This window comes from Portibacter lacus (assembly GCF_021533215.1).
GTDB classification, from domain to species: Bacteria; Bacteroidota; Bacteroidia; order Chitinophagales; family Saprospiraceae; genus Portibacter; species Portibacter lacus.
The window spans coordinates 82,573-101,984 of the sequence record NZ_JAJNKA010000014.1; the positions used below are offsets into that span (position 1 = coordinate 82,573).

Annotated in this window: 8 protein-coding genes; 6 read left to right on the plus strand and 2 right to left on the minus strand. The window is 36.4% G+C overall.

The window, feature by feature from the left end; genetic code table 11:
• Positions 1-3: 3 nt before the first annotated feature.
• The 4 genes from L2586_RS20040 to L2586_RS20055 all read left to right on the plus strand — a co-directional run bounded on the left by L2586_RS20040 (position 4) and on the right by L2586_RS20055 (position 4,813).
• Entirely contained in the window at positions 4-486 is a 483-nt protein-coding gene (locus L2586_RS20040; RefSeq protein ID WP_235294735.1) for an RNA polymerase sigma factor, read from the plus strand.
• Positions 476-1,096: a hypothetical protein gene (locus tag L2586_RS20045; RefSeq protein ID WP_235294736.1), complete on the plus strand. Its 621-nt coding sequence runs from the start codon at positions 476-478 to the stop codon at positions 1,094-1,096. The genes L2586_RS20040 and L2586_RS20045 overlap by 11 nt, the downstream gene beginning before the upstream one ends.
• 280 nt (positions 1,097-1,376) lie before the next feature.
• Entirely contained in the window at positions 1,377-3,704 is a 2,328-nt protein-coding gene (locus tag L2586_RS20050; RefSeq protein ID WP_235294737.1) for a TonB-dependent receptor domain-containing protein, read from the plus strand.
• A gap of 113 nt (positions 3,705-3,817) precedes the next feature.
• A complete protein-coding gene (locus L2586_RS20055; protein WP_235294738.1) occupies positions 3,818-4,813 on the plus strand; it encodes a pirin family protein in 996 nt (331 codons plus the stop codon).
• 13 nt (positions 4,814-4,826) lie between these two features.
• On the opposite strand, the gene L2586_RS20060 is transcribed toward L2586_RS20055, so the two are convergent.
• Positions 4,827-5,210, minus strand: a complete 384-nt coding sequence (locus tag L2586_RS20060) for a DUF983 domain-containing protein (protein WP_235294739.1) — start codon at positions 5,208-5,210, stop codon at positions 4,827-4,829.
• 96 nt (positions 5,211-5,306) lie between these two features.
• Positions 5,307-7,226, minus strand: coding sequence for a YgiQ family radical SAM protein (locus L2586_RS20065; RefSeq protein ID WP_235294740.1), 1,920 nt, complete (start codon positions 7,224-7,226; stop codon positions 5,307-5,309).
• Between the two features lie 248 nt (positions 7,227-7,474).
• On the opposite strand from L2586_RS20065, the gene L2586_RS20070 reads away from it, so the two are divergent.
• Both L2586_RS20070 and L2586_RS20075 read left to right on the plus strand, forming a co-directional pair.
• On the plus strand, positions 7,475-8,263 hold the full coding sequence (locus L2586_RS20070) for an OmpA/MotB family protein (protein WP_235294741.1): 789 nt from the start codon (positions 7,475-7,477) through the stop codon (positions 8,261-8,263).
• A gap of 736 nt (positions 8,264-8,999) precedes the next feature.
• Positions 9,000-19,190: a T9SS type A sorting domain-containing protein gene (locus L2586_RS20075; RefSeq protein WP_235294742.1), complete on the plus strand. Its 10,191-nt coding sequence runs from the start codon at positions 9,000-9,002 to the stop codon at positions 19,188-19,190.
• Positions 19,191-19,412: the final 222 nt, after the last annotated feature.

The following is a 19,412-nucleotide window of genomic DNA, read 5'->3' on the forward strand; positions in this document are numbered from 1 at the left end:
AAATTGGAAGAGAACGAATTTCTAAAGTTGGTAGATGATCATAAAGGAATGATCGTGAAAATATGCCGAATGTACTTCGAATTGAAGCAAGATCAAGAGGACTTGTTCCAGGAAATCTTGCTTCAATTATGGAATTCTATCTCCAAGTTTAAAGGGCAATCAAAATTTTCAACATGGGCCTATAGAGTAGCAATCAATACAGCATTAGTTTACTTTAAAAAAGAAAACAAGCAAAAAGAGGTTATTCAATCTGAACCTGGACTTTGGTATGACTCTTCCCAAGATGATGAAGTTAAAATCTTCTACAAAGCTGTGAAGCATTTAAATAAAATAGAAAAAGCCTTGATCATTCAATATTTGGATGGCTTAAGTGGAGAAGAAATTGCAGCAAATTTGGGTATAAGTCCAGGAAACGTAAGGGTTAAAACGAATAGAACTAAACAAAAATTACAAGACATTATTAAAGAGAACAAGTATGAATTTTGATAACTTAAAATCTAAAATATCAAGTGAATCTAACGATTTTCAAATTCCAAATTCTTTATCAGATTTAAGAAAAAGTCAATTGCCTATCGATAAAGTAAGGGCATCAATGAAAAGTGAAATCATAACCCAACTATGCTTCATTCTAGTATTCTTTTCCGTACTTTTCTTCGTAGAATTATATCCTCTAGCATTCTCGGTTTACGTAATAATGATGACTTTAGCATCCATCATTACGCTCATGTACCTCGTTCGAATGATGAAATTCGTAAAAAACACTAACAAAATTAGCGGTGACTCGAAATCATCCATATTGTATTTCGTGCATGAGTTAAAACTTACTCTAGAGGTATATAAGACTGCCGTAATGGGAAGCAGTCTATTGCTGCCCGTTCCTGTAACTGCACTGTTTTTTGGAAATACAAAAACTACTAGTCCTGATTTATTTTCAAGATACTTCTTATTTGAAGGCGATATTGTTACTACGATTATTTGCATCTCAATTATAATAATCGTTGGTATCTTATTCTATTTTACTACCATTTGGTGGGCAGAGAAGCTATACGGAAAGTACATTACACAATTAGAAGATCTGCTAGAAGCCTTGGATTAAAATTTGAAGTCATGGCATCCGAAACCCGAGCTATTACTCTAAGCTCTCCTTGGATAGATAAAAGGCCTTTTCGTATCTAGTTATCAGTCAAAGTTCTATAATCATACAAAAGCCGGTGCTTCTGTTAATGTATTTCAAAATACTTGTTAATGAATATAAATATATCACGATCAATCATAAAAGCATGTAGATTACAAAAAATTAAAGCTTATAAATAAGTGAGTTTATCATTATCCTTGTAAGGCTTTCACTAACTTTGTCATCTTAATATCAGTTTTATATGTCCATAAATAGAATTGTTCCCGCCTTTTGTTTTTGCTTACTTTTCATTCTGTCAGCAACAGCTCAAAATGGCAAAGTCCAATTAAGTGGACGTGTATTAGATGCTGATACTAAGCAAAAAATCCCCTATGTAACCGTTATTGCTAATACCCCAGAAATGGTTTATGTAGAAGGTACGGCTACAGATCATGACGGAGAATACAAATTAGAATTACCAAAAGGAAATTATGTCCTTCAGTTTAGTTTTATCGGTTACAAAAACAAAGAAAAAACGATAGAGCTAGTAGGAAGTAAAGATGTTGAAATATTACTATCAAGTGATTTAATCACTATGGAAACGGTTGTAATAAGTGGAGAACGAACCTCGGTAGAACAAAAGATAGACAGAAAAGTAATCAATGTAGGCAAGGATTTGCAATCAGGAGGTGGAGACGCAGTAGAAGTGCTAAATCAATTATCAGAAGTGCAAACGGGAATAGATGGTGGCATAGAATTAAGAGGATCAGGTAATATTAACCTCTTGATTAATGGAAAACCCTCTCCACTTGCTCCACAGGATGTCCTCCAACAAATAGATGCGAGTGAAATTCAACAAATCGAATTGATCACTACACCATCTGCCAAGCATCGTGCTGATGGATTAACAGGGATCATCAATATTATCACTAAGAAAAAAAAGGAACAAGGTTTCTCTGGTACCCTTTCTGGAAGCGCCAGCACTAATCAACAATATCTTACGGGACTTGCCTTGTCGAATGGATTAAAAAAGGTCAACTTGAGTTTAAATTTAAATTTTGCAGATAGAGCTACAGAATCAATTAATAGTCGAAGTCGGATTTCAGATGCGTTGAATTATTCTCAGTCTGGAGATAATTTGTTTGATGCTCAAGTTAAAAGTATCAAGGCTGGTATAGATTGGTTTTTAGATGATAAAAATGAATTTTCCTTTTCTGGTGGTTATACTGATAATTCGCATGATATTATTAATACAACTCGAATTATAGAGAATGCCGCTGATTATAAATTTATATCCAATAATCGACATGAACATCTAAGTGCTGAATATAATGCTAATTACCGTCGAATCTTCAACAACAAAAATCACTATTTAGAGGCAGATCTTCATTACACAGATAATCGAAACGATCTAAGCGCCGCTTATCAAGCAGGTAATAATTTCAGGGATGATTTTTTAGAATATGATTCTAAGGTCAGTAATTTTTCTTTAGACTATGTACAGCCATTAGGTAATGGATCGAGCATAGAAACGGGGATGCTTTACACCATCAAAGATGTAATTAATGACCAAATTGTGAATGATTACGATAATACTAATCGACAAAATCGTTTTATGTTTGACGAGAAGAATCTTGGTTTATACTCCCTAATCAAAAAAGAATGGAGCAACTTGAAAGGCCAGTTTGGTGTTAGGTATGAAGGATTTTGGTCAGAAAGCCAGTTTGAAAATACAGAGTTACAAGTCAGTCGTACTTTCCATAACTTCTTTCCGTCAGCTCATTTCACCTATGGTTTCACGGAAAACAATAGTGTTAATTTTGGTTACAATCGAAGAATTTCTAGACCTAGTTTAAGACAGGTTAATCCATTTTCTAATTCCTTTGACCGATTTTACAATCGACAAGGTAATCCAAGTTTAAATCCTGAATATTCGAATAGTTTTGAAGTCAATTCACTCAATAGCTACGATAAATGGTCTTTTAACCCTGGAATCTTTTATCGGTACAAGACTAGCATTATTTTACCTTTATATATTACGAACGAAACTGACAATACCATCTTCCAAAGCTATACCAATGACGGCACCAGCCATGCTTATGGAACTGAAATAGCTTTATCTCTTTATCCTTATAAATTTCTAAAGACCAACATCAATGGTAATTTCTACTTCGAAAAAATCAACACAACTGTCGATAATGATTTAGGTTTCCTTGATCTTAACAACAGTAATTTGACCATCAAAAACCTCTTTAATATTAATAAGAAATTGAGCTTTGATATTACCTGGATTTATCGAGGAGCAAGTACTAATCGTTATAGTAAAGCAGTGGAAACACAGAAGTTTGATACTGCCTTAAGATGGAAAATCTTAAAAGGTAAAGGAAGCTTGACGTTTAGAGTTACAGATATTTTTGATACTTTTCAATCGGAATCGATTCTATTTGGCGACGGCTTTGAAGAAAGATCACTGCGAAAAAGAGAATCAAGGATTGGCTACCTTTCTTTTAGTTACCAGTTTGCCAAAGGAGTAATTACAAATAAGAGAAATCGAAAGGAACGAGAATTTGATTCAGGAGCATCGGAATAAAAAGGATCTAAAATTCTTCAATATCTAAAATAGAAATGGGTCTCATAAGGCGTGTACTATTCCACAAAAAAACAAAACTTACTCTGAATTGTTAGATATAAAAATTAACCATTATGACATCCGTACTCCGAGTAAAAAATTTGAGTTTCCCGTGGCAAACACAAGATCCATTTCTTTTTTGTGTATTTCATAAGGATGATTATCCAGAAGGAAATGAAGACATGACGCCAAAAGCTTCCCTTGCAGGAAGAAATCTTGGAAATGATTTTGGTAATCCAAGTGGATGGAGCATGTATCATGGAAAATCAGTTCCAGGATTCCCAGCTCATCCTCATCGAGGATTTGAAACCGTAACAGCCGTCCAAAAAGGAATTATAGATCATTCCGATTCTTTAGGCGCTGCAGGAAGATTTGGCAACGGAGATGTTCAGTGGATGACGGCAGGAAAAGGCGTTCAACATAGTGAAATGTTTCCTATGTTAAACCAAGACAAAGAAAATCATACCGATTTTTTCCAAATTTGGCTTAACCTTCCAGCAAAGAATAAGTTCGTAGAACCACATTTCTCCATGTTATGGAATAAGTCTATCCCAGTAGTCATAGAAGGAGCGGCTTCCGTTCGATTAATTGCAGGTGAATATAAAGGAGAACAAGCACCACCACCAGCACCTAATTCTTGGGCAGCTGACAAGGCAAACAATGTTCAAATCTGGACCATTAATATTGATGCTAATGGAAGCTTCACCATTCCTGCTGTAGATGGGACTGTTAATCGAAGTCTTTACTTTTTCGAAGGAGATGAAATAAACATTGAAGGAAAAAAATATGGAATTAATAAAGCCTTAGAACTAGATGGAAGCCAAAGCACATTGATAGAAAATGGGAGTAAAAGTGGTCGATTCCTTATGTTACAAGGCAAACCGATCGGTGAACCAGTTGCACAGTATGGCCCATTTGTAATGAATTCTCAACAAGAAATCATGGCTGCAATGGACGATTACAGAAAAACTGAATTTGGCGGTTGGCCGTGGGATACGATCGACCACGTTCATCCACGAGAAAAAGGGAAATTTGCTCTTTATCCAGATGGTAAATTGGAAACACCTTAAACTTTAGAAATAGCTATTGCTTTAATTTCATTTCTTCTCTGAATTGATCTCCTTTGTATTTCACGTCAAAGTGTATATACATCGAACGAGAAATTCTCATCACGAAGAAAAAAGAAGCGATAGCTATTGCTATTAAAAGTGCAAACGATTTCTCTACACTCCAGTCCAATACCATCAAACAGAATCCTACAACAACAAGACAAACGCCTCCTGTCCACATATAGGAAATGTACATAGCTCCGAAATAATATCCTGGTTCAGGTTCGAATCGCTGATTGCAGACTGAGCATTTCTCAGGCATTTCGAGCGGTTTCGCAATATTAAAAGGCTTAACAAATAGATCCCCTTCCCTACATCTTGGACAAGTGTAATTCCAAATACTTTTTATTAAACTCATTGATAATCATAGATTAGAAATCAGAAAACATAATCAATATGTTTTCTAGTCATGGTGAATATTCCTTATATCACAAAATTAGAAAATTACTTAGGATCACCTCCTTCTTTTGGTAAATTTCTTATTCTTTTTCACACGACCTTGAATGATTTCTTTTTTCTTAGCTTTCTTTTTATCACTTAATAGTTTCTCTATTAAATCAGGACGTCCTAGATTAGTCAGTTTATCCTTGATTTCTTGATAATTTTCTCGCTTGTGCCAGAAGAAAAACATGTGTTGTTTCTTCTTTTCTTTCTTCGTCCTTGCAGTATATACAGGACGCAGTGTATAAGGATGAAGGCCAGTATAATAAATAATGGTAGCAACCGTCATAGGAGTTGGTGTAAAATCCTGTACTTGCTCTAATCTAAAGCCCATATCTTTCGTTTCCGCCGCAAGATTCGCCATCTCTTCTTCAGTAGAACCTGGGTGACTCGAGATAAAGTAAGGAATTAGAGGTTGCTTTAATCCAAATTTCTTATTTACTTTCTCATACTTTTCTTTAAACTCATGGAAGTGTTTGAATGAAGGTTTTCTCATCACCCTCAAGGTTGCATCCGAAGTATGTTCTGGTGCAACTTTTAATCGCCCACAAACGTGACGTGAAACCAACTGATCCATATATTCATCTTGAGAACCGTCAGCATTCTTATTATATGAATCAACTAATAAGTCATACCTGATTCCACTACCTACATAAGCATGTTTTACTTTCGGATTAGCATCGACTTTCTTGTAAATATTTGTCATTGCTTTATGACTCGTATCTAGATTACTGCAAATGACTGGATGGATGCAAGAAGGAGCAACGCATCGATCACAGATAGACTGAATCTTCCCTTTCATCCCATACATATTCGCAGAAGGACCACCAAGATCCGAAATCACACCTTTGAAATCAGGCATATTTGTAACTTTATCTACTTCCTTCAGAATGGATTCCTCCGAACGGCTTGCAACAAATTTTCCTTGGTGAGCAGATATAGTACAAAAGCTACAGCCACCGAAACATCCACGGTGCATATTGATCGAAAATTTGATCATTTCATATGCTGGAATTGCTCCTCTTTTATTGTATTTTGGATGTGGCAACCTCGTATAAGGCAAATCAAATGAAGTATCTATTTCATCCTCAGTCATCGGAGGATAGGGAGGATTGATTACCAAATTATGATCTCCTACTCCTTGTACTAAACGTTTCGCTTGAACTTTATTAGATTCTTGCTCAATGTGTTTAAAATTAGCAGCAAATGCAGTTTTATCCCGCAAACATTTCTCATGTGATGACAGCACCAAGTCTTCCCATTTTTTACTCTTCGGTAAATCAGCATTTCGATCAACCAATACACCGGTTTGAGGAATCGTCTTTAAAGATTCAAAAGGCACTCCTTTTAATAAGAGCCTAATAATTTCCCTTAATGGCATTTCACCCATCCCATAAACTAATAGATCTGCACCACTATGCGTCAGAATATTTGCGAACAACTCATCTTTCCAATAATCATAGTGCGTAACTCTTCTTAGAGATGCTTCTATACCTCCGATTAAAACAGGTACGTCAGGATATAATTTCTTTAAAATTTTCGTGTATTCTGTCAATGCATAATCAGGTCGAAATCCAGCTGTTCCTCCCGGCGTATAAGCATCAGTCGATCGCCTACGCTTAGAAGCGGTATAGTGATTCACCATGGTATCCATACATCCGGATGTTACTCCAAAAAACAACCTAGGTTTTCCGAATTTCTTGAAATCTCTCAAGTCATCCTGCCAGTTAGGTTGCGGAAGTATAGCAACTCGAAGACCTTCACTTTCCATAATCCTACCGATTACAGCAGTTCCGAAAGCTGGATGATCCACGTACGCATCACCTGAAACCAACACCACATCTACGTCTTGCCAACCACGAGATTCTACTTCCGCTTTCGTGATCGGAAGCCAATCTTCTAATTTGTTCTTGATTACTGGTAATTCTATCATATATGGTGGCAAATTTACAAATTATAATTGTCAATGTTTGTGTTCTGAAAATCCACAGACCATTATAATCAAACATTGACCTATAAAGTTCAAAATCATCATTTTATACACGGATACTAATTGCGCTAAATGGCTAATAAAATATAGAACCCAATAAGCATTAAACGCAAATTTTTACGCATCCAAGACACATTTAACCTTTTAGAACAATAAGATATTTAACTTTGCTCGTTCTCAAAAGAAAAGAAATGAAACAACTACATATACTTATACTCATCGTAGTCATAGCAATAGCGACATCATGTAAGCGAAAAACGAGAGGTCAGTTAGAAAAAGAACTCGCCATAAAAACAGAGCAAGCTGATTTATACAAAGACCAGTTAGATAACCTGCAAGGTACGAATGCTAGTCTATTAGATCGAATGTCAGAGTTGAGTATCGTTTCTAAAACGGGTGCTGAAAACATCTCTAAGTCTTTAGAAAATATTTCACAACAGTACAGTTTTATCGAAAATCTTTCAACTAAGATCCAAACGAAAGATTCGATCAATCTGGCTTTAGTCATGAATCTAAAGCGTTCACTAAATAATATTAATGACGAAGATGTGAAAGTAGAAGTTCGTGGAGGTATCGTAAATATTTCAATTTCAGATAAATTACTTTTTAATTCTGCATCCGCTACGATTAATAGTAGTGCTGAATCTGTACTAGAGAAAATTGCATCCGTTATTAATGATCACTATGAACTGGATGTTATGGTGGAAGGTCATACAGACAATGTGCCTATTTCTAATAGTAAGTATAAAGATAATTGGGATTTATCAGTTAACAGGGCAACCGCAGTAGTTAGGATACTGGCCTCTAAGTATGGTGTTACCCCAGAACGATTAGTTGCTGCAGGAAGAGGTGATAACATGCCTAAAGAATCAAATGATACCGCTACAGGAAGAAGTGCAAATCGAAGAACAGAAATTATTATCGCTCCGAAACTAGATCAGTTCTTCCAATTATTAGAATCTCCAGAGTTCAAAGGATAAGAAATACTATGTTTGCTTGAAAGGAGAAGCCATAGAAAAAGCCCAACTAAAAACTAGCTGGGCTTTTTTATTTGTTATCTTATAATAAAAACTCACTTTATCGTTTTCCTTATAAAGTTGAATTTAAAATAATAAGCATAACAACGCTTAATCCTGTTAATGTTATAAGTCCAAGTTTACAATAACCACAAATTGAATTTTTCATTTTTTAATATTTTTTTGTTTACAATTGATAAAACAAGAATTTTCTCGTTCACTATTATCAACAAAGTTTCTTCCAATAAAATTTAAATTTGGTCGGGAGTTAAGACAAGTCCTAGAAAATTAACGATTTGTGGAGTAGAAATTCGACGAAAGTATCATTATCTCCAGATAAAACACCTCACCCCTACGTACCCCTACGTAATTATCACTTTAAAATGTATAATAGTTTACATTTTATTTATTCTACTTGACATTTACCTAATAAATAGTTTATCTTTAAACCAAATTGAGCAATCAGTTTATAAAACCTAAATAATTTTTAATTAACCTAAATCTTAAACCTAGACCTAAAGCATACCTTTTAACCTTAAATCTAATTTCAGTTACCCCTGAATACCAGATCAAATTACTACAAACACCTAAATTGTTGTTAATCACCTAATTAACAACCTACAAGTCTGTTTATATTCTTGAGTCATTAACTTGGCTAAGGTCAATAGATATGTTGTAAGTCTGTCAGAATTCCTCTATTATGACATCTTATAATACTTCACACTTTAATTCTAAATTTAATAACCCATTACGCTGTTTTAAATTTATTTTACTCCTATTTATTACTTCCAATGTTATTGGCCAAAATAGTGGCCCAAATTCTGAAAGTGCTTTTTGGCATCCGGAAAACTTTGCTATTTCTAATGATATTCATTCTGAAGTAAATAGTTATACAACATGCCCAAACTCTTTCTCTGGTACATTTGAAAATGATTGTGGAACAGATCGATCATTAAAAACCTATATGAAAGGTTATTCGAGTTCTAATCACAATAGTGGTGATTACACAATCAATATTCCATCTTCTCCATATGCAACGACTAGAGTTATCGTCGAGGTATGGATAGAAACCAATGATTGTAATGGTAACAATCCAGCTAATAACATCACTTTTGATTTTGGCGGCTTGGATAACATTTGTGTTAAGGGTGTCTTGGCAGTACAAAGTAGTGCTAGTGGTGTATCAGAATATTTTTATCGATACATCTATACAGGAAGCCCTACTTACGTTAATATCATTGATGTTAATGGTTGTGATCCAACATCAATGGTTGTAGTTGTGGAAAGAGATGAGCCTAATGCTACATCTTCATTAACTACATTTGATCAAGAATTGCACGGACAAAGTGCACCTGAATGTATTACTGACATTATACTATTAGGGCAGAATGATGTAGACAGAAATATTACTATTGCAGTTCCTATTCATGAAAAAGATGAAGTTAGAAAAGTGACTGTCGAAGTTGAAATTAAAACTTCTGGTTCAAATACGGTTTTAGCAACACATTCTCAAGTTTTCAATACGGCAACAGGCGCACAAGGAAACGGAGAAGCAGCATTATATGAAATCACCTTAGAAGATGTACCAGGCGGTGGAGATATTGCTGAAGTTACTGTATGCTCACCTTATCCTAATGGAGATTCATTCGGTGTAGGTTCGATTACTGCAACAACCAACGAAATATGTGTTACTTGTTTATTAACGGGTGAAATGACAGATGATGAAATATGCAAAGGAGAAGAGGCAAGTATTTCAGCTGATTACACGAGCACAAGTTATGAAGGCAATAATGATAATGGCAATCAGTTAGAAGTTTCTTATTTATGGGAAACCGGAGAAACAACTAGTACAATAAATGTATCACCTACCGAAACAACTACTTACAGCTGTACCATTACTGATGAATTAAATTGTAAAACAGTAGAAACAGCAACAGTAACAGTTAATGAAATCATCATTGATAATTTCGATGATGAATATTTATGTGAAGACGAAGGAAAGCAGACTTCTTTCGGAGGAGCGACTCCGCTAGGAGGTGTGTATTCAGGTACCGGTGTTGAAGATAATGGAGATGGTGCGACGTATACTTTTAATCCTGCTACGGCAGGACCTGGAGTGCATGAAGTTACTTATACGTATACTGATGATAACGAATGTAGTAACTCAGCTACCATAGAAGTTACAGTTTATCCAGGTCTTTCTATTCAGACGAATGGATTCTGTAATGAAGAAAGTGAAATCAATATTGGTATATCTATTACTGGAGGATCAGGAGACTTTCAGTATGAATGGGAAGGCCCTAATGGTTTCGAATCTACTAATAGTGATCTGTTCAATGTTGAACCAGGTACATATTATGTTACTGTAACAGATAAATATGGTTGCTATGAAACTGCAAATGAAACTCAGATAGCATGTTGTTTGCCTCCAACTATAGATTGCCCAAGTGATGTTACTATTCAATGTGATGACTCGGATGATCCTTCGTTTACAGGGGAACCAACTACCGGTGAAGGATGTGGCGAAATTACAGTGACTTACGAAGATAGTGATGAAGCGGGTGAGTGTGATAATGAGAGAATAATAACAAGAACTTGGAAAGCGAAAGATGCTGACAACAATTATATTACTTGCGAACAAATCATAACGATAGTTGATACAGAAGGACCAGAATTTGAAACTCCTCCTGCTGATATCACTATTTCATGTCTTTCAGACTTGCCTGAGGCTGAAGAGCTTAATTGGACGGACAATTGTGATGGAGAAGGAAGTGTGTTAGGTGAAGACGAAAGTGATGGTGAAACTTGTCCAGAAACCATTACAAGAACATGGTCTTATACTGATGCTTGCGGGAATCCTGGAAGTGTTAGTCAAACGATTACTATTCATGATCAAACGAAACCAGAAATCACATCTAATTTTGATGATGATGAGTTAGGTTGTAACCCTACTGTTGTGCCTCCGACTTTCAGTGTTAGTGACAATTGCCTTGATATTACAATGGAACCAACTGTTAATACAGATGGGCCTCAAAATACTGGTTGTGCATATACACAAAAATGGACAGCTACTTATATAGATGCTTGTGGCAATGAAGCGGATGAAGTTTCGATTACCTATACATGGACTGAAGACAGTGAAAAGCCAGTAATTAATACAGAAGCTGAAGACAAGGACTTGGGTTGTAACCCAACAATTGTAGAACCTGTATTTACAGTTTCAGACAATTGTCTACTTAAGAACATGACACTTACTCCAGAAACTGATGGACCAACTAACCAAGGATGTTATTATACACAGACATGGACTGCTAACTACACTGATGGTTGCGATAATATAGCAGATGAAGAAAGTGTTACTTATACATGGAAAATTGATACTGAAAAGCCTGTGATCTCAACTGATGCAGAAGATAAAGACTTAGGTTGTAATCCTACTATTGTGCCTCCGACTTTTATGGTAGAAGATAACTGCCTTGATGTAACTATGGACGCAGAAGTAACTTACGAAGGGCCTACTGCTGAAGGTTGTGTATTGACTAAATCTTGGACAGCTACTTATACAGACGAATGCGGAAATGAAGCAGTTCCAGTTACGGTTTCTTATACATGGACTGTTGATACTGAAAAACCAGTCATATCTACAGACGCAGAAGATAAAGACTTAGGTTGCAATCCTACTGTTGTGCCTCCTACTTTCACTGTTACGGATAACTGCATGGATGAAACACTAGATGTTACTCCTGTGACTGATGGACCAACAAGTCTTGGATGTTATTATACTCAGACTTGGACGGCTAATTATACGGATGCTTGTGGAAATATTGCAGTACAAGAATCTGTTACTTATAATTGGTCAGAAGATACTGAGAAGCCAGTGATTAGTTCTGATTCACAATCTAAAAATTTAGGTTGTAATCCAGAATTTGACGCACCTATTTTCTATGTCAATGATAACTGTCTTGATATTGCAGATATGACTATAAGTGCTGTTACAGATGGACCTCAAAGCAATGGTTGTGCAATGACTCAAACTTGGACGGCTAATTATAAAGACCATTGTAATAATGAGGCGGATGAAGCTTCAGTTACCTATACATGGATCTCTGATGCGCAAGAGCCAGTCATATCCACTGACGCTGAAGATAAAGACTTAGGATGTAATCCTACTGTTGTGCCTCCGACTTTCACTGCGACAGATAATTGTCTAGATGCAACGGTCAATGTTGTTCCAGAAACAGATGGACCTACGAAGGATGGTTGTTACTATACACAAACTTGGACAGCCAATTATGGAACTTCTTGTGATACTCCAGCTGAGCCAAAAAGCGTTACGTACACATGGAAAATTGATACTGAAAAACCTGTGATCTCAACTGATGCAGTAACTAAAAACTTAGGTTGTAATCCTACTGTTGTGCCTCCGACTTTCAAAGTTGAAGATAACTGTCTTGATATTACGGTAGAAGCAGAAATTTTTGTTGCTGAACCGATTGCAACAGGTTGTGTAATGACTAAATCTTGGACAGCTACTTATACAGACGAATGTGGAAATGAAGCAGTTCCAGTTACGGTTTCTTATACATGGACCGTTGATACTGAAAAACCAGTCATCGAAACGGACGCAGAAGACAAAGACTTAGGTTGTAATCCTACTGTTGTGCCTCCGACTTTCACTGTTACGGATAACTGCATGGATGAAACACTTAATCTTACTCCTGTGACTGATGGACCGACTAGTCTTGGATGTTATTATACTCAGACTTGGACTGCTAATTATACGGATGCTTGCGGAAATATTGCAGCACAAGAATCTGTTACTTATACTTGGTCACAAGATACTGAGAAGCCAGTGATTAGTTCTGATTCACAATCTAAAAATTTAGGTTGTAATCCTGAATTTGACGCACCTATTTTCTATGTCAATGATAACTGTCTTGATATTGCAGATATGACGATAAGTGCAGTTACTGATGGACCACAAAGCAATGGTTGTGCAATGACTCAAACTTGGACGGCTAATTATAAAGACCATTGCAATAATGAGGCGGATGAAGCTTCAGTTACCTATACGTGGATCTCTGATGCGCAAGAGCCAGTCATATCTACTGATGCAGAAGATAAAGATTTAGGTTGTAATCCTACAGTAGTACCTCCTACATTTACCGCTTTTGACAAATGTCTAGATGCAACGGTCAATGTTGTTCCAGAAACAGATGGACCTACGAAGGATGGTTGTTACTATACACAAACTTGGACAGCCAATTATGGAACTTCTTGTGATACTCCAGCTGAGCCAAAAAGCGTTACGTACACATGGAAAATTGATACTGAAAAACCTGTGATCTTAACTGATGCAGTAACTAAAAACTTAGGTTGTAATCCTACTGTTGTGCCTCCGACTTTCACTGTTGAAGATAACTGCCTTGATATTACGGTAGATGCAGAAATTTTTGTTGCTGAACCGATTGCAACAGGTTGTGTAATGACCAAATCTTGGACAGCTACTTATACAGACGAATGTGGAAATGAAGCAGTTCCAGTAACGGTTTCTTATACATGGACCGTTGATACTGAAAAACCAGTCATCGAAACGGACGCAGAAGATAAAGACTTAGGTTGTAATCCTACAGTTGTGCCTCCGACTTTCACTGTTACGGATAACTGCATGGATGAAACACTTAATGTTACTCCTGTGACTGATGGACCGACTAGTCTTGGATGTTATTATACTCAGACTTGGACGGCTAATTATACGGATGCTTGCGGAAATATTGCAGTACAAGAATCTGTTACTTATACTTGGTCAGAAGATACTGAGAAACCAGTGATTAGTTCTGATTCACAATCTAAAAACTTAGGTTGTAATCCAGAATTTGACGCACCTATTTTCTATGTCAATGATAACTGTCTTGATATTGCAGATATGACTATTAGTGCTGTTACGGATGGACCTCAAAGCAATGGTTGTGCAATGACTCAAACTTGGACAGCTAATTATAAAGACCATTGTAATAATGAGGCGGATGAAGCTTCAGTTACCTATACGTGGATCTCTGATGCGCAAGAGCCAGTCATATCTACTGACGCAGAAGATAAAGATTTAGGTTGTAATCCTACAGTAGTACCTCCTACATTTACCGCTTTTGACAAATGTCTAGATGCAACGGTCAATGTTGTTCCAGAAACAGATGGACCTACTAATGATGGTTGTTACTATACCCAAACTTGGACAGCAAATTATGGAACTTCTTGTGATACTCCAGCTGAGCCAAAAAGCGTTACGTACACTTGGAAAATTGATACTGAAAAACCTGTGATCTCAACTGATGCAGTAACTAAAAACTTAGGTTGTAATCCTACTGTTGTGCCTCCGACTTTCAAAGTTGAAGATAACTGCCTTGATATTACGGTAGATGCAGAAATTTTTGTTGCTGAACCGATTGCAACAGGTTGTGTAATGACTAAATCTTGGACAGCTACTTATACAGACGAATGTGGAAATGAAGCAGTTCCAGTAACGATTTCTTATACATGGACCGTTGATACTGAAAAACCAGTCATCGAAACAGACGCAGAAGACAAAGACTTAGGTTGTAATCCTACTGTTGTGCCTCCTACTTTCACTGTTACAGATAACTGCATGGATGAAACACTAGATGTGACTCCTGTGACTGATGGACCAACAAGTCTTGGATGTTATTATACTCAGACTTGGACGGCTAATTATACGGATGCTTGTGGAAATATTGCAGTACAAGAATCTGTTACTTATAATTGGTCAGAAGATACTGAGAAACCAGTAATCTATAGTGATTCAGAGGATAAAGATTTAGGTTGTAATCCGGAATTTGACGCACCTATTTTCTATGTCAATGATAACTGTCTTGATATTGCAGATATGACCATAAGTGCTGTTACGGATGGACCACAAAGTGATGGCTGTAAATGGACACAAACTTGGACAGCTAACTATTCTGACTACTGTCAAAATGCAGCTGATCAAGTTTCAGTAACATATACATGGTCGGAAGACACTGAGAAACCTGTAATCTCTAGTGATTCAGAAGATAAAGACTTAGGTTGCAATCCTACTGTTGTGCCTCCGACTTTCACTGTTACGGATAACTGCATGGATGAAACACTTAATGTTACTCCTGTGACTGATGGACCGACTAGTCTTGGATGCTATTATACTCAAACTTGGACGGCTGATTATACGGATGCTTGTGGAAATATAGCTGAACAAGAATCTGTTACTTATACTTGGTCAGAAGATACTGAGAAACCTGTAATCTCTAGTGATTCAGAAGATAAAGATTTAGGTTGTAATCCTGAATTTGACGCACCTATTTTCTATGTCAATGATAACTGTCTTGATATTGCAGATATGACTATAAGTGCTGTTACTGATGGACCACAAAGCAATGGTTGTGCAATAACACAAACTTGGACGGCTAATTATTCTGACAACTGTCAAAACGTAGCTGATCAAGTTTCAGTGACATATACATGGTCGGAAGACACTGAGAAACCTGTAATCTCTAGTGATTCAGAGGATAAAGATTTAGGTTGTAATCCTGAAATCATACCACCAACATTTAGTGCAACAGATAATTGTAAAGAACTGAGAATAGATATTGCACCGACTACAACTGGTCCTAGTAATCAAGGATGCTATTATACTCAAACTTGGACGGCTGATTATACGGATGCTTGTGGAAATATAGCTGAACAAGAATCTGTTACTTATACTTGGATTAGTGCTTCTGAAAACCCAGAAATTACTACAGACGCTGAAAGTCAAGACTTAGGATGTAATCCTGAGGTCATTGCGCCAACTTTTGAAGTAATAGATAATTGTATAGAAAGTGGTAATGATGTTATAATTACTACAGAAGGTCAAGTTAATGAAGGATGTCATTATAGTCAAACTTGGACAGCTAACTACGAAGGAATTTGTGGCAGTGCAGAAGAAAAATCGATTACTTATACATGGACTATAGATACTGAAGATCCTGTAATCACATTCATCAATCCAATGATGGAAGGGTTACAAAATGGAGACATCATGAAAATACAGTGTTATGGCCAAAATCCAAATTGGCAGATACCAGAAGCTTCAATTAATGATGTATCCGTTTCAGATAACTGTGATGCAGAAGTTGAAGTCAATGTAACAGAAGTTAAAATAGGTGATGGAGATTGTGCACAAGATGGCTATATCCAAAGACTAAGATGTTCATGGACTGCTACTGATGCTTGTGGAAACTCAACATTACTATACATCTTCATGGATATCGTTGATGAAATACCACCGGTATTTACTTCTATACCATTGGATGCGACTGTTACTTGCGACAATATTCCAGATGCCCCAACAATGACTGCTGTAGATGAATGTCTATGCGCAGACGTAACATTCGAAGAGGAATTTATTGCAAGCGAATGTGTAAGAGATCAAATGATCAAAAGAACTTGGACTGCAACTGACTGTTGTGGAAACGAAGCAACAACAACTCAGACCATATTCTTTACTGATGACACGGCACCAACATTAACAATAGCATTGCCTGGTGATCTTGATATTACAGAAGACTTGACACTTACATTTGATTGTAATTCTGGTGGTATTCCATCTGAATATGATGCATTATCACTTGAAAATGCAACATCTACTGAAATGTGCAGTGGAATTCCAGTAATTACATTGGATGAGAATATATCGCTTTACGATAATTGTAATAATGGAGCATTAGAAGTTCAAACCTATACTTGGACAACATCAGATGCATGTGGAAATACTAAGAGTATCACACTAACTATCCGTGTAGTTGATACAGTAGCGCCAGTTATCGTTGGTTCTTCTGAATATGTTTGTGGAAGTGATGATGACATACCATTTGTATATTCATTAGATGCATGTGGTAATAGTAATATGTCCTTTTTTGATCGTGAAGTAGATGGAGCATGTGGAAATGTAGTAGAAAGAGTTTATGAAGCAGTTGACAGATGTGGGAATTACGCCACTTTCGTTCAGACCATAATTTTTGATGATGTTACAAGTCCTGAAATTTCTATCAATGCTGAGGCATTAGTAGGTATTGCAAATGGCGATACTGTAAGCGTTAGTTGTGGTGAGAATTTCTTAAGCATTGGATTAGACGATGCAGTATTTACTGATGAGTGTGATAGACCATTAGAAACTTCTTTCGAAGAAATAGAGCAAGGAAGTATGAATTGTGATGAGGGTGGAAAATCACTAATGAAATTAGTATGGAAGGCAGAAGATTTCTGTGGAAATGTTTCTGAGTATGCAGTTTATGTTAGAACAATAGATACAGAGGCTCCAGTATTTGAAAACTTTAGAAGTGAATTAACTGTATCATGTGATCGATCAATTCCTGATACGGAAGCTATCGATAATTGTGGAAGTGCAACTGTTCAATATGAAGATGAAATTATTCCTGGAGATTGTCCGAATACATATGATGTCAAAAGAAGAATTTTAGCATCAGATGAGTGCGGTAATACTTCTGAGCGTACTCAATTGATTCATGTTGTGGATCAACAAGGCCCACAAATCTTAGGACTTGAAGAGTTCATATGTGAAGATATCTCTATGCCAGAAGTTAGTGCTGTAGATAATTGTGGAAATGCAGACATAGAAGTTTTCATGGTTCAGGACACGGTTTTCAGCGAAGAATGTGACGCACAGTACTATATCAGAAGAATGTGGTCAGCAACAGATTTATGTGGAAATACAACGGAAGTAGAACAAATGATTTCTATCCAAGATGTTACCGCTCCGGAATTGATTTATAATGAAGAGTTGAAAAAATACATGGGCAATAGTGCAACAGTGTATATGTCTAACCCTTCTGACATGCAATTCATCGACGAAATAGATTGGTATACTGTTCTAGGTAGAGATAATTGCGTAGGAGCGATCATTAACCCTGAGTTCACAGAAAATTCTATTAAATCAGAACAATGTGCAGAAGATGGATGGTATGAAAAGAGATCATATACTTGGGAAGTGTCTGATGCTTGTGGAAACAAAAGCAGAATGGAGATCAACTTGATTATCATTGATGACATTCCACCAGTATTGGTTAATCAACCTCAAAGTGCTAACTTCGGTTGTAACCCAATTCCAGATCTTGGAAACTTAGAACCACCTACATTTGGTAGTTTGGTTGACTCAATGAGTGGAAGTATCACATTTACTGAGATAGAAGATATGACAGATGATATCATGACTATTACGAATACTTGGTATGCACAAGATGAATGTGGTAATGTATCTCAAGCTGTTCAGACGCTTGCTTCTATTGTGAATTCTGACTTAGCTACGACTATCGAAACGGAAGAAAATATTAGATGTAACTCACATCAAAATATTGTAACCGCAGACGTAACTGGAGGACAAGCACCTTTCACATATGAGTGGACAATTCAAGGAAAAGATTGTCAGATTCAAGGTGGCCAAGGTACTGAAACGATAGAAATTTATGTTGGGTTCCATACGGTTAACTTAACGCTTCAAGTGACTGATGCAAACAATTGTATAACATTCAGTGAAAAAATCATAGAGTGTCTTACAAAAGGTGAGTTAGATGGTGAGATTGAAACCTTAGCAATTGAGGAAATCACTCCTAACCCAAGCGTTGAATCATTTGAGCTTAATGTTTATTCAGCATTTGATCAAAATATTAATTACCAAATTGTTAATCCATTAGGACAATTGGTAAAAAATCAAAACGCAGATGTTATCAAAGGATTAAATTCATTGATGATAGATGTTAATGATTTCCCAGGTGGAACTTACTACATCAAAGTAACCGATGGAGAATCTACCGATCTTAAGAAATTCATGAAGATAAAGTAGGTTTAGGTTTACTACTTACATGTTCCCATTAGGTTTAGGGAAGATAAAGCCATCGCTCGAACTTTCGAGCGGTGGTTTTACATTTGTGGTTGATTGAATTTTTATTGCTTTGCATTAAGATTATTTTAACAATCCTAAAACCGCATATAATAATACTGACTAATTCAAGGAATATAGATAATCAGAAAAGGCATAGAAATAACTATCGCCAATAATAGCCTT

Coding starts and splice junctions, on each gene's coding strand:
- L2586_RS20060 (WP_235294739.1), bottom strand. CDS start 5,210: ATGAGTTTAATAAAAAGTATTTGGAATTACACTTGTCCAAGATGTAGG.
- L2586_RS20045 (WP_235294736.1), top strand. CDS start 476: ATGAATTTTGATAACTTAAAATCTAAAATATCAAGTGAATCTAACGAT.
- L2586_RS20065 (WP_235294740.1), bottom strand. CDS start 7,226: ATGATAGAATTACCAGTAATCAAGAACAAATTAGAAGATTGGCTTCCG.
- L2586_RS20050 (WP_235294737.1), top strand. CDS start 1,377: ATGTCCATAAATAGAATTGTTCCCGCCTTTTGTTTTTGCTTACTTTTC.
- L2586_RS20055 (WP_235294738.1), top strand. CDS start 3,818: ATGACATCCGTACTCCGAGTAAAAAATTTGAGTTTCCCGTGGCAAACA.
- L2586_RS20070 (WP_235294741.1), top strand. CDS start 7,475: ATGAAACAACTACATATACTTATACTCATCGTAGTCATAGCAATAGCG.
- L2586_RS20075 (WP_235294742.1), top strand. CDS start 9,000: ATGACATCTTATAATACTTCACACTTTAATTCTAAATTTAATAACCCA.